Below are 12,111 nucleotides of genomic sequence, written 5' to 3'. Positions count from 1 at the left end.
ATTTTAGTTCCCTCTCTTATATAATTCAATTAAGTGCTTCATTAAATCTTTCAGCAGTATGGTTGTCATCAAATGATCTTGACCGTGCATTAAGGTAACACTCAGTTCAATTGCATCGCCCTGCGCTTCTTTGGTCAAAAGGCTGGTTTGAGCTTTATGAGCATCAGTGATGCATTCTTCGGCTGCTGTGACGAGTTCTTCGGCTTTGGCATAATCTCCTGCCTGAGCAGCATTCAATGCTTCAAGTAGTTTTGAACGCGCATCCCCAGCATAAGCCACAATTTCAAATCCTAAAAGCGTCGCTTCTTCTCTGTTCATGATAGTTCCTCCTTTTCAAAAACATTAAACTTTTGTTTTCCATGATGTTGCTGTTTTTTGCAGCACTTTATTGAGTTCATCAATATTTTGGAAACCTGTTGTCCGCAGCCATTCACGCGCTGCTGTTTGGCCTTCTTCAATGTAATCTTTGACACTGCCTGCCCAAGTAGCACGGCCGCAAAGAACACCGTTAAAGTTTGCTCCTGATTCATGAGCAAAAACAAGAGTATCTTGGAACAATTTAGCAGATACACCAGCGCTCAGGTAAATATAAGGAAGGTTAGTTGCTTCATCCTGTTGTTTAAAGAATGCTGCTGCTTCTTCCTTGCTGTAAACAACTTCGCCATCGCCAAAACCTTCAACATAGTTCATGTTAACAGGAACTTCAACCTTAAGCACATCAATGTTAAAGCGTGGATCTGAGAAAACTTTCATCGCTTCGATAACCTTATGAGGTTTAACTTTAGCATACTCAGGACTCTTTGCATCGGCAATCTTTTCATCATAAGCCAAAATTTCCAAGAAGAAAGGAATATCTTCTGCCACACATTCAGAACCAACACGTTCAATATAAGCTTGTTTTTGCTGATTGAGCTCGTCAGAACTGTCTACATCATAATAAAGCAAGAATTTAACAGCATCTGCTCCTTGTTCTTTCAAGCGTTTGGCTGACCAAACATCCAAGCAGTCCGGCAAACGTTTGGTACTGGTGGTGTCATAGCCTGTTTTTTCATAAGCCAAAAGCAAACCTGCGTTCTTATCAAGAGCTTTTGTTGCAGGCAGACCATATTCTGGATCAAGCAGCATTGAAGAAGCGTAAGGAGTCAATTCCTGTGCTACCAACACCTTTAATTCTTCCATCTGTGCAACGGTTGGCTCTTGTGTTTGATGCTGCGCCATCAAACGTTTTAAAGCGCCGCGTTGGTCAAAGGCAAGTGCTGAAATAATTCCATTTTCATCGCTCAGTTTTTCCATGTATTTGCGTTTTTGTTCTGTCAGTACCATTTTTAAACCTCTTTTACTTGAATTTGTTGATACAAAGTATCGTAGTTAGCCATGTTGACATGACCCGTCATTTTTTCTTGGGCATTCAGCATGCCAAGAACATTTGCTTTTTTTAAAAGGGCAGCATCGTCCTCACCGTGTGCCAATGCCGATGCAATTCCTGCTACAGTTGAGTCGCCGGATCCAACTGGATTGACAACATCGATTTTAGGAATATCCACCTTGTAGAATTTATCCTTATGCTTGGCAAAAGCACCGTCTGCTCCCAGAGAGACAATAATCCAGTCAATTCCTTCAAACAAAGGTTCCAGCAGAACTTCCTTCAGGCTGTCTATATCTTCTGAAATATCTCTGCCCAATAACTGTGATAATTCTTCACTGTTAGGTTTGATGACAGCTGGTTTTTCTGGAGATTTAAGGACAGCTTCGAGCGCTGCACCTGAACAGTCAAGGACCACTTTTTTCCGGTATAAATTAGCCAGTCCGATTAATTTAGCATAGTAGGTCTTTTCAAGGCCTTCTGGCAGGCTGCCGGAAATCGTTATGACATCAAAGGATTTCAAGATTAGTTTGAAATGATGCAGAAAGCCTTCAGCTTCATCAGGGTCAATCAAAGGGCCGCCCTCTAAAATTTCAGTTTGCAGTCCTTCATGCAGAATTGCAATGCAGTTGCGTGTTTCACCATGAATAGGGAAAAACTGATGTTTGATGCCTGTCTGTGTCAGCTTTTCGGTCAAATAATCACCGAGTCTGCCGCCAATTAAACCCGTCGCAGTAACGTCATTGCCTGCTTCTGCTAAGACACGTGTCACATTCAGTCCCTTGCCGCCTGGTGTCTTGGTGACTTCTGAGACACGGTTGACAGTATCAAGCTTGAGCTTGTCCAGCGGATAGGAAACATCGATGGAAGGATTCATCGTTACGGTAAGAATCATAAGGTCAGCCTTTCTTAATCGTGATATTCCCCGCGATCCCATTTGTCAAGAAATTCTTTAAAGAAGTCAGGATCTGCTTGATCAGCGTTAGAAGTTTCAACGTGAGCAATTTTAGCAATCAATTTTTTGTTCTCTTCAGTTTCTTTGTATTCTGCCTTGATGAAAGCTTCAATGATATCATTCATCAAAAGTCCGCCGGTAATCTTGCCGCCAAAGCCGATGACATTAGCATTGAGCTCTTCTTTAGCGTAGAGAGCGGAAGTCATATCACGCACTAAAGCTGAGCGAACACCCGGTACTTTGTTAACAGCATTATTGATACCAACACCGGTACCGCAGATGCAAATACCCAGATCTGCCTGTCCGCTGACAACAGCTTCTCCAACTTTTTTCCCAAAAATAGGGTAGTGGGTGCGGACATGGTCGTAAGTCCCAAAATCAAGCACTTCATAGCCTTTTGATTTTAAAAATTCTGAGACAGCCATTTTTTCATCTGTTACAATATGGTCACAGCCGATAGCGATTTTCATTTTCTTTTCCTCCCTTGCCTTAGCACATCTTATTCAGCATGTCAACGCGGACTTGATGGCGACCGCCATCATAGTGGCCTTCAACGAATCCTTTAGCAATATTCTTTGCCAATTCGTCACCGACAATCTCTGCCCCCATCGTAATAATGCGAGAATTGTTATGAGCACGGGTCATGTAGGCAGAGCGTTCATCAGATACTTCTGCAGCTATCATACCTTTGATTTTGGTAGCAGCCATGAAAGGACCGGCTCCATAGGCATCAATAACAATACCTACATTGTCGTCTGCTTTAGTGACTTCAGCTGCCGTTGCTAAGGTAACGTCAACGAAATCTTGTCCTTCTGCACTGACATCCACAATGTCAAAGCCTCTTGCCAGCAGATAATCCTTGACAACATCTTTAAGTCTTTCTCCTGCCTTATCGGCACCAAGTACAATTGCCATTTTTCTTCTCCTTTGTTTGTTTTTGTTTGTTACAAGATAATAATAAACCAAATCAAACATTTTGTCAAGAGGAAAACGAATATTTTTGTTTACTTTAAAAAATCTAATAAACATTTGTTTCTTCTTGTTTTCTATATAATATTTCTTATTTTTTTGATAAAATATTTAAATTTTCATTTTGTTCTTTTTTGTTTATAAATGTGATATTTTTAAATTTTTATGCTATAATATGGTCAAATGATTACTGTATAGGAGTCAGATATGATAAAAAAAGAAAGATTAAATTGGATAGTAGAACAGTTAAAACATCAATCAATCATTACAGTAAACGACATTATAAAAGAATTGGGCGTTTCTGATATGACTGTCCGCCGCGATCTGGCAGAGCTTGAAAAGGAACACCAATTAATTCGGGTGCACGGCGGTGCTCAAAGTATCAACTTATTGGACAAACCTGAAAAATCAAACATTGAAAAACAATCCGAACAAGTTGCTGAGAAAAAAGAAATCGCTGCCTTTACTGCTCAGTGGGTCCAAGACGGTGAAACTATTTTTATCGGTCCAGGAACCACACTGGAATATTTTGCTCAGGAACTTCTTCAGCGTAACTTGCGCATTATTACCAATAGTCTGCCAGTTTTTGATATTTTAAAAGAAAGCTCAAGCATCGACCTCTTACTTATCGGCGGAGAATACCGTCCTGTTACTGGAGCTTTTGTCGGTTCCTTAGCCAGCAGTAATATCGCTTCACTGACCTTTTCCAAGGCTTTCATCAGTGCCAATGCAGTCTATAAAGATTCGGTAGCCACTTACAGCGAATCTGAAGGAACCATTCAAGAACTCGCTTTAAATAAAGCTCTGGAAAAATATCTCTTAGTTGACAATAAAAAATTTGATTCTTATGATTTCTTCGTCTTTTATAAGACCAGTGCTTTTGATTATGTAGTGACCGATTCTAAGATTTCAGATGAGAGACAGGCTCTCTATAATCAGTTCACCAAGGTTCTCAAAGCTGATGGTAAGTAGCATTCAGTGACAAAAAACAAGAGATGACAGCCAATAAAAAGGGCTGTCATCTCTTGTTTTATCTTAAATTTTAAAACTCAGTTTAGCCGGACACAAAAGGCATCCCAAGGCTGGAGTTTATGATTTGCGAAAGCTTGGTTTTCATCTGTATTGCTGATAATTGTTTCTTTATAGCTATCTGTCAGTTCAAAGTCCTGTTCTTCATCAGAAAGATTGACCGCGATAAGGTAGCTTTCATCTGGCAGACTGCGCTTATAAGCAAAAACCTTATCAGCCGTTTCTAAAAGCTCAAAGTCTGCATCAATCAGCCAATCGCATTCTTTGCGCAGCCCTACCAGTTTCTGATAAGTGTAAAAAATAGAATCTGGATCAGCTAGAGCTGCTGCTGCATTAACGTCTTTATAATTGGGATTGACTGGCAGCCACGTTTGGTCGGATACTGAAAAACCTGCCTGTTTTGTCCTGTCCCATTGCATGGGTGTTCTGGCATTATCACGGCCGATCATGCAAATACTGTCCATAATCTGTTCTTTGGTCTTGCCATTTTCCAAGGCTTCTTGAGCATAGTTAAGTGATTCGATGTCGTTGATTTCACTTAAATCTTTGAAGGGATAATTGACCATGCCAATTTCTTCGCCTTGGTAAATATAAGGAGTTCCCCTCATAAGATGTAAAAGGATGGCCAAGGCCTTAGCTGACTTTTGACGATAAGTACCCGTGTTGCCCCAAATAGACAACACTCGTGGCAGATCATGATTATTCCAAAATAGTGAATTCCAGCCTTGTCCCAAGGCCAATTCAGTCTGCCATTTGGCAAAAATATTTTTAAGTTCAGGGACATCCAGTTCCTTTTCATAATCCCATTTAGGAGCGTTAGGCTTGTGTTGAAGGCTGACATGCTCGAATTGAAAGACCATTGATAACTCTTGACCATCAGGTTCAGAGTAGCGTTTGGCAATCTCAGGAGTAGCTCCCCAAGTCTCACCAACGGTCAGTAAATCATGCTGGCCAAAAGTCGCTTGGTTCATTTCCTTGATGTAGTCATGCAGTTTGGGACCGTTGCTGGAAATTTTCTGATCGGGAATTTTACCAATCATGTCAATAACATCCATACGAAAACCGCCGATGCCCTTAGCAATCCAGAAATTCATCATGTCATAAATTTTCTGGCGCAGTTCAGCATTTTCCCAGTTCAAATCAGGCTGCTTCTTGCTGAAAAAATGCAGGTAATACTGATTGGAAGCTTGGTCGTATTCCCAGGCGGACCCTCCAAAAATGGAAAGCAAATCATTTGGCTGATCTCGCCATATGTAATAATCACGCTCGGGACTTTCAGGATTGCTGCGCGCCTCAATAAACCAAGCATGTTCATCTGAAGTATGGTTGACAACCAAGTCCATAATGATTTTGATTCCTCTGCTATTTGCTTCCTTTAGCAGCTCATCCATATCTGCCATACTGCCGAAAATATCAGCAATAGCTTGGTAATCCGAAATATCATAACCATTATCATCCATAGGACTCTGATAAACAGGTGACAGCCAAATAGCTGTAATGCCCAGTTTTTGCAGGTAGTCAAGTTTACTGGTAATTCCCTTTAAATCGCCAAGGCCATCACCATTAGCATCCATGAATGATTTAGGATAGATTTGATAAATTGTTGCCTTGTGCCACCAATGTTTCTGCATAAAAACCTCCTTTGTCCTGTTAAATTTATTGTAGCTCTTTTCTAGAATAATGCAAGCGTTTGCATTACAAGCTTTTTCGTTTAAACAAGAACTTCCAGACCTTTTCAAAGGACTGACAGTTCTCTCATCAAGCGGAACTGCCTTTAGTACAACCCAAACGATTGCTTTATATCTAAAGAAAATCTGACTTGGTGCAGTCGATTACAGCGCCAACAGGCGTCACAAGCAGCCGCAGACAGCTTAAGGTTGGCAAAAACTTATCCACGACTAGGCCTTTCAGCCTCTTTACACAATCAGGCCTATCGAATAGCTTCTTCTGTCTCGACATCAAAGAAGTGTCCTTTAGCTACATTGAAGGTCAGCTGAACCTGATCCCCTGGCTGATGGAAATCTCTGGCATCAACACGCGCTGTAAATTCGTGGCTTCCCAGTCTGACATAAAGTATGGTCTCAGCACCTAGCAATTCTGAAACCAGCACTTCTGCTCTTACACTTGCTTCTGGGTAGGTCTCATGCACCAGCTGACGGCTGGAAATATCTTCTGGACGAATCCCAAAAATCACTTCCTTATCCAAATAACCCTTAGCTTTTAATTGTTTCAGCTGCCCCTCAGGCAAGGCAAGATTCAAACCATCTCCTTCTAAACGATCCTTTCGGACAGTCACTTTAAAGAAATTCATAGCTGGACTACCAATGAACCCTGCCACAAATTTATTGACTGGCTGATTATAGAGCTCCTGCGGTGTCCCAATTTGTTCCACTCGGCCAATGGTACCGGAGCCGTCAGGATTTTTGGTTGAACTCATGATGACAATGCGATCGGCCAGAGTCATGGCTTCAGTTTGGTCGTGAGTGACATAAATGGTTGTGGAACCAATACGGCGATGAAGCTTAGCAATCTCAGCCCGCATGGACACCCGGAGTTTAGCATCAAGGTTACTGAGCGGCTCATCCATCAAAAAGACCTTGGCATCGCGTACAATGGCTCGTCCCATAGCCACCCGCTGACGTTGACCACCCGAGAGATCTGCTGGCTTACGGTTCAAAAATTCGCTCAAGCCAAGAATTTGGGCCGCTTCATTAACTCGCTGATCAATGGCTTCTTTAGAATATTTACGCAGTTTGAGCCCAAAGGCCATATTATCATAAACGCTCATGTGTGGATAGAGGGCATAATTTTGAAAGACCATAGCAATGTCGCGGTCCTTAGGAGCCTTATCATTGACCACTTCACCATCAATGCTCAACTCTCCTTTGCTAATATCTTCCAGCCCTGCCACCATGCGCAAAGTAGTGGACTTCCCACAGCCTGACGGGCCGACAAAGACGATGAATTCTTTATCTTTGATGGTTAAGTCAAAGTCTTCTACCGCATAGTGACTGGTATTAGGGTATTGTTTATAAATGTGATTTAAACGTAATTCTACCATAAGCTTTTCTCTTTACTCCTTTTTAATCAAAATAGATGGTTTGGCCATTTTCAGTGACACGGTAAGCAAGTGTTTTTAAATTAATCTCAGCTCTTGCTTCCACCGTTTCAGCCGCATTACGGCGGGTAATGATCAAGGTATTTTCATCCGGATTGCTGACAGCGATGCTTCCATCAAGGTCAAAGGCTTTTGACTGATTGCGGTAGGTAAACAGCTTAAGCAGAGCTTTAACAACTGGGCGTTTAACTTCCTGGGCTATTTCCTCACTCGTATAATAGTGGCGGTTGATATTACGCCCTTCCTTGGTCTTTTCAAGTAGGTCTAAATCATTCCTGCCAGCTAAGAAGCCAACATAGTAGACCTGCGGAATCCCCGGCGCAAAGGCTTGGATGAGACGAGCGACAAAGTACTTGCGGTCATCATCACCAAGAGCTGAGTAATAAGTCGTATTAATCTGATAGATGTCCAGATTATTATATTCGGCGGTTGAGTACTTGCGGTTGACATTAGCACCCACTTTATAGAGTTGGTCTGAGGTATAGGCGACCTCCTCATCGCTTAAAATATCTTTGACATCTACGACACCAATACCATCATGAGTATCAAGGGTAGTAAATTGTTTCATAGGGCTCTTTTTCAGCCAGTCTGCCAGACGCTGCGCCTTTCCGCTGTAGAGAGAGTAGAGCGTCACCATCGGCAGGGCAAAATCATACACAAAGTAATCATGCTCGGCCAGCTTAAACTGGATGGAATAATGCTCATGGATTTCCGGTAGGATATCAGCTCCGGCCGAGTGAGCCATGGTCTGCACTTTGGAAAGCAAGTCCCAAATCTCAGGTTCTACAAAGAAATCATTGGTATCTACTTTCTTAACAGCATAGGCAAAAGCATCCAAACGAATCAAATCGCAGCCATTGGCAGCTAAGTATTCAATGGTCTCCTTGATAAAGTCCATGGTTACTTGCTTGGTGACATCAAGGTCAATCTGTTCTTCGCCAAAGGTATTCCAAAGGTGTTCTTTACTGCCGTCCGCAAAGACAATTTCCTGCATCGGAGCACGGTCTTTACGCTTATAAATCAGATCCACATCAGCCTGAGTCGGACGGCCTTGCGGCCAGAATTGTTCCCAGCGCAAGAACAGTTCTGCATAGGCAGAAGCGTCTTTTTTAGCTTGAAAATCCTTATAGTACTTCGACTGACGCGATATATGATTGATCATGAAGTCAAACATAAGGTAGTACTTTTCCCCTAGGCGCTTGACATCAGTCCAGTCACCAAAGGCAGGGTCAACCTCATCGTAGGCAATGGGGGCAAAACCTCGGTCACCAGTTGACGGAAAGAAAGGCAGCAAGTGCACACCGCCGATGGCAGCACCAAAGTAGCGTTCCAGATTGGTTTTTAATTCTTTTAAATTCTTACCCAGACTGTCCGAGTAAGTAATGAGCATGGTTTGATTTTTTATAGACATAGTGAACTCCTCATCTTCAGTTAACTCTAATAGTGGCAATAGATAATTCTTTGGATACTGTTATTCTTTGAGACTTAAGGTATCAGCCTTTTCATAAAAGATCCTAGACAGTGTTTCTCGTGATTATAAAGACCTCAACAGAAGGCCCTATCTCCGACAACCAGAAGTTTCAAATCAGCAGCACTTAAATCATTGACATCGTGAAATGCCTTGGAAAATCCTGTAAGACCTGCTGAAAAATAAGTCAGCTTGAATCGCCAACTTTTTAGGCCTCATTTCACAGCACCATTGCTCATACCAGAAATGATATTCTTCTGGAAAATGAGGTAGACAATGGTAATGGTAATGATACCAACGACATAGGAAGCAAAACTTGGACCGTAGTCGTTGAAATACTGACCGGTGTAGTTGTACTGAAAGAGTGGCAGGGTCCACATTTTTGAATCTTTATTCAAAATTAAGAGCGGCAGCATGAAGTCATTCCAAAACCACAGAGCATTAATAATCAAGGTTGTTGCATGCATGGGTTTTAGCATAGGAAAGATGATTTTAAAATAAGTTGTAAACTTATCTGCACCATCAATCTCTGCAGCTTCATCCAAACTATCAGGAACACTCATCTTGATATAACCAACATAAAGAAAGAGGGTTTGTGGAATGGCATAGGTAAGATAAAGCAGAATAAGCCCCCACATATTAGCAATTCCCAGTCGATTCATCATAACAGTGATAGGAATCATAATAACTTGGAAGGGAACGAAAATGCCTAATATCAAAAGACTGTACATAATTGCATAAGCCTTTTGACGTGTCATATTTCTGGCAATAGAATAGGCTGCTGCAGGAATAAGCAGCGTTACTAAAACAACTGACAGGACTGTGATAAGCGCTGAATTCCAAAAATACCCACCTATTCCGTCTGCCAAGAGCCGCCGATAGTTATCCAAGGTAAAAGGATTAGGGAAAGAGAAAAAATTATTCATAATGTCTTTAGTTATCTTAAAAGAACTAAAGACTGTCACCAGCAGAGGGATTAAAATAAGAAAACCACCGACTGCAAGGAGAACATATTTCCAAAAATTATTAAGTGCTTCTTCTTTTTTCATAACTGAAAACCTCCTGCTAGATTTCGAATCTTCTGGAAAGCTTAATCTGTAAAACAGAGATAAGGCCAATAATCACAAACAAGACCAGAGCAATGGCATTGGCATAGCCATATTGATTGTTCTTAAAAGCATAATTGTAAACCAAAAGTCCCAGTGAAGTTGTCGCATCATTAGGACCACCGCTGGTCAGTGCAAAAATCTGATCAAAGGCTGTTAGACCGGCCTTTAATGCTAAGATAAATACCATGGAGATACTTGGAAGCAAATAAGGCAGTTCAACCCTCCAAAAAATCTGTCTGCTGGAAGCTCCGTCAATTTCAGCAGCTTCAATAATCTCTGTGGGAATACTTTGCAAACCTGAAAGAAAGATGATAATAGGCATGGCAACTCCCTGCCACAAGAGGACAAAGATAACCGAGAAAACTGCTCCTGCACTGGTTCCTAATAAACTGACCTTTAAAAAATCAATATTAAGCGCATTGCCAATAGCAGGCAGACCGTAGTTAAAAACTTGTTTGAAAATCAAAGATACCGTCAGACCCGACAGAACTGCTGGGAAAAAGAACCAAGCTCTAAAAAAGGTTCTGCCCTTAATTTTAGAGTTAAGAGCCCTTGCTACCCAGAGACCGATGCCGATTTCACCAATAATCAAGCACAGTGTCAAAATAAGGGTGAAGCCAATAGCTGATAAGAATTTGCCGTCTGTTGCCAAAATCTTATAGTTGTTCAAACCGACAAAGTGAAAATTATAGGTCAATCCTGTCCAATCTGTCAGGCTGTAAAAAGCTCCCTGCGCCATGGGAAAATAGAAGAAAACAGCCTGCAAAATCATAGGAATAATCAAGAATGTCCAGCCCCAGTATTTATTAAAAACTTTTCTAAGTTTCATCTTTTCCTCCCTTAATCTACATCTGCTTTCATAGGATTAAAGAAAGCGTTCAAATCATCTGCATAATCCTTTTTGTTTCCTGTCATAAGGTAATTGGTCGTCAGGGTAAAGAAATCATTTTCACTGGTCCAATCTTGTGCCAGCCAGACCATATGCTTGTCTGTGAAGGCCAAACGGCTGAGCCCAGCTAATTCTGAATTTGTCTTTTCTTTAACCCCTTTAACTGCGACAGGCGAGCCGTCAGCGTTGTAGTATTTTTGCATCGCTTTGGCACTTGTCATATAAGCTACAAATTTATTAGCTTCAGTTTTATGCTTGGTTTTAGAAGAAATCGATAAGGCTAGATCTCCGGCACCTACTGTCAGTTCTTCCCCTTTTTTCTTTCCTGGAAAGGCAAAGGTGGCAACCTTAAAGTTTGGCTCCTGCTGTTTAATAATAGGCAGTGCCCAAGAACCATTAGGCGTTATCAGGGCATCACCCTTTGCAAAACTTACCAAGGCATCATTGTAACTGGCTCCTTGCCAGTTAGCTTGCAAGGCCTTCTTTTTACGCAGCAGATTAAGACGTCTTAAATCTCCTTTTAAGATGGCATCGCTAGTTTTGATGGAACCAGGTTTTGAAAAACGTAAATAATTATTAACGGCTTTGCCGCTTCCTGCAACAGTGGCAAAGGCTAGCTGATTGTAACCGTTAAGCGTCCAGCTCTCAGAGCCAGCAATGGCAAACGGCGTTTCTTTCTTTTGAATAATCGTATCAACCAATTTTTCAAATTCATCCCAAGTTTGGGGAACTTTGAGCCCTAATTTATCAAAGGCTGTTTTATTGTAGAAAAAGCCGTAAGCGTTGGCTGACAAAGGAACATTGTAAATTTTCTTTTTAATGGCATACTTTCTGGCATAATTATTTTTGATGTTTTTGACATAGGCTTTGTTTGTCATGTCTTCAAAATAACCGGCCTTGGCCCACTCCTGAAAGTCGACGTTTTGCGGATAAATATTGATAACATCAGGAATATCGCCCGACAGCATGCGCGATTTTAAAACTTCTCCAGGACTTGGAACATCAACCACTTTAACGTGAATATCAGGATTTTCTTTTTCAAAATCTTTGGCAATCTCTTTTAAGACACCCGACATTTCCTTTTTTTGATTGAAGTACTCAAGCGTTACCTTGCTGCCTTTGGAACTGCTGCTCTGACAAGCTGCTAAGGCTAGGCTTGTAACTACAAGCACAGCAAGTAAAGTGACTTTTTTATACCATTTCATCAAATA

12 protein-coding genes are annotated in these 12,111 nt (G+C 41.4%); 1 reads left to right on the top strand and 11 read right to left on the bottom strand.

Translation table 11 applies throughout. The annotated features are described in order from the left end of the window. Positions 1-3: 3 nt before the first annotated feature. From lacF to lacA, 5 genes are read right to left on the bottom strand one after another with little or no spacing between them, the layout of a single operon-like run. Complete coding sequence (lacF, locus tag SCSH_RS06070) at positions 4-318, bottom strand: PTS lactose transporter subunit IIA (RefSeq protein WP_057491001.1); 315 nt, start codon at positions 316-318, stop codon at positions 4-6. A 24-nt stretch (positions 319-342) separates the two neighbouring features. Then, a complete protein-coding gene (lacD, locus tag SCSH_RS06065) occupies positions 343-1,323 on the bottom strand; it encodes a tagatose-bisphosphate aldolase (protein ID WP_057491000.1) in 981 nt (326 codons plus the stop codon). Positions 1,324-1,325: 2 nt separating this feature from the next. Next, complete coding sequence (locus tag SCSH_RS06060) at positions 1,326-2,258, bottom strand: tagatose-6-phosphate kinase (RefSeq protein WP_057490999.1); 933 nt, start codon at positions 2,256-2,258, stop codon at positions 1,326-1,328. A gap of 14 nt (positions 2,259-2,272) precedes the next feature. Next, the gene (gene lacB, locus SCSH_RS06055; protein ID WP_057490998.1) at positions 2,273-2,788 is read right to left on the bottom strand and encodes a galactose-6-phosphate isomerase subunit LacB; all 516 of its coding nucleotides are present in this window, start codon (positions 2,786-2,788) and stop codon (positions 2,273-2,275) included. Between the two features lie 19 nt (positions 2,789-2,807). After that, entirely contained in the window at positions 2,808-3,233 is a 426-nt protein-coding gene (lacA, locus tag SCSH_RS06050) for a galactose-6-phosphate isomerase subunit LacA (RefSeq protein WP_057491098.1), read from the bottom strand. 261 nt (positions 3,234-3,494) lie between these two features. On the opposite strand from lacA, the gene SCSH_RS06045 reads away from it, so the two are divergent. Then, entirely contained in the window at positions 3,495-4,259 is a 765-nt protein-coding gene (locus SCSH_RS06045; RefSeq protein WP_057490997.1) for a DeoR/GlpR family DNA-binding transcription regulator, read from the top strand. Between the two features lie 77 nt (positions 4,260-4,336). On the opposite strand, the gene dexB is transcribed toward SCSH_RS06045, so the two are convergent. From dexB to SCSH_RS06015, 6 genes are all read right to left on the bottom strand, one after another. After that, positions 4,337-5,947 (bottom strand): glucan 1,6-alpha-glucosidase DexB, encoded by a 1,611-nt coding sequence (gene dexB, locus SCSH_RS06040; protein ID WP_057490996.1) that lies wholly within the window; start codon positions 5,945-5,947, stop codon positions 4,337-4,339. A 299-nt stretch (positions 5,948-6,246) separates the two neighbouring features. Further along, positions 6,247-7,377: an ABC transporter ATP-binding protein gene (locus SCSH_RS06035; protein ID WP_057490995.1), complete on the bottom strand. Its 1,131-nt coding sequence runs from the start codon at positions 7,375-7,377 to the stop codon at positions 6,247-6,249. A 22-nt stretch (positions 7,378-7,399) separates the two neighbouring features. Then, positions 7,400-8,845: a sucrose phosphorylase gene (gtfA, locus tag SCSH_RS06030; RefSeq protein ID WP_057490994.1), complete on the bottom strand. Its 1,446-nt coding sequence runs from the start codon at positions 8,843-8,845 to the stop codon at positions 7,400-7,402. Positions 8,846-9,117: 272 nt separating this feature from the next. After that, positions 9,118-9,951, bottom strand: coding sequence for a carbohydrate ABC transporter permease (locus tag SCSH_RS06025; protein ID WP_057490993.1), 834 nt, complete (start codon positions 9,949-9,951; stop codon positions 9,118-9,120). 16 nt (positions 9,952-9,967) lie between these two features. Then, positions 9,968-10,840, bottom strand: a complete 873-nt coding sequence (locus SCSH_RS06020) for a carbohydrate ABC transporter permease (protein ID WP_057490992.1) — start codon at positions 10,838-10,840, stop codon at positions 9,968-9,970. A gap of 11 nt (positions 10,841-10,851) precedes the next feature. Continuing rightward, on the bottom strand, positions 10,852-12,105 hold the full coding sequence (locus tag SCSH_RS06015; RefSeq protein ID WP_057490991.1) for an extracellular solute-binding protein: 1,254 nt from the start codon (positions 12,103-12,105) through the stop codon (positions 10,852-10,854). Between the last annotated feature and the right edge of the window lie 6 nt (positions 12,106-12,111).

Origin of the sequence: Streptococcus orisasini, assembly GCF_001431045.1 — a bacterium.
GTDB lineage: Bacteria > Bacillota > Bacilli > Lactobacillales > Streptococcaceae > Streptococcus > Streptococcus orisasini.
Note: the sequence above shows the minus strand (reverse complement) of the source record. Positions and strands in the feature narration are given on the sequence as shown.

Bases quoted from the DNA above. Each gene is read 5' to 3' on its own strand.
- lacF (WP_057491001.1), bottom strand. From the start codon at position 318: ATGAACAGAGAAGAAGCGACGCTTTTAGGATTTGAAATTGTGGCTTAT.
- lacD (WP_057491000.1), bottom strand. From the start codon at position 1,323: ATGGTACTGACAGAACAAAAACGCAAATACATGGAAAAACTGAGCGAT.
- SCSH_RS06060 (WP_057490999.1), bottom strand. From the start codon at position 2,258: ATGATTCTTACCGTAACGATGAATCCTTCCATCGATGTTTCCTATCCG.
- lacB (WP_057490998.1), bottom strand. From the start codon at position 2,788: ATGAAAATCGCTATCGGCTGTGACCATATTGTAACAGATGAAAAAATG.
- lacA (WP_057491098.1), bottom strand. From the start codon at position 3,233: ATGGCAATTGTACTTGGTGCCGATAAGGCAGGAGAAAGACTTAAAGAT.
- SCSH_RS06045 (WP_057490997.1), top strand. From the start codon at position 3,495: ATGATAAAAAAAGAAAGATTAAATTGGATAGTAGAACAGTTAAAACAT.
- dexB (WP_057490996.1), bottom strand. From the start codon at position 5,947: ATGCAGAAACATTGGTGGCACAAGGCAACAATTTATCAAATCTATCCT.
- SCSH_RS06035 (WP_057490995.1), bottom strand. From the start codon at position 7,377: ATGGTAGAATTACGTTTAAATCACATTTATAAACAATACCCTAATACC.
- gtfA (WP_057490994.1), bottom strand. From the start codon at position 8,845: ATGTCTATAAAAAATCAAACCATGCTCATTACTTACTCGGACAGTCTG.
- SCSH_RS06025 (WP_057490993.1), bottom strand. From the start codon at position 9,951: ATGAAAAAAGAAGAAGCACTTAATAATTTTTGGAAATATGTTCTCCTT.
- SCSH_RS06020 (WP_057490992.1), bottom strand. From the start codon at position 10,840: ATGAAACTTAGAAAAGTTTTTAATAAATACTGGGGCTGGACATTCTTG.
- SCSH_RS06015 (WP_057490991.1), bottom strand. From the start codon at position 12,105: ATGAAATGGTATAAAAAAGTCACTTTACTTGCTGTGCTTGTAGTTACA.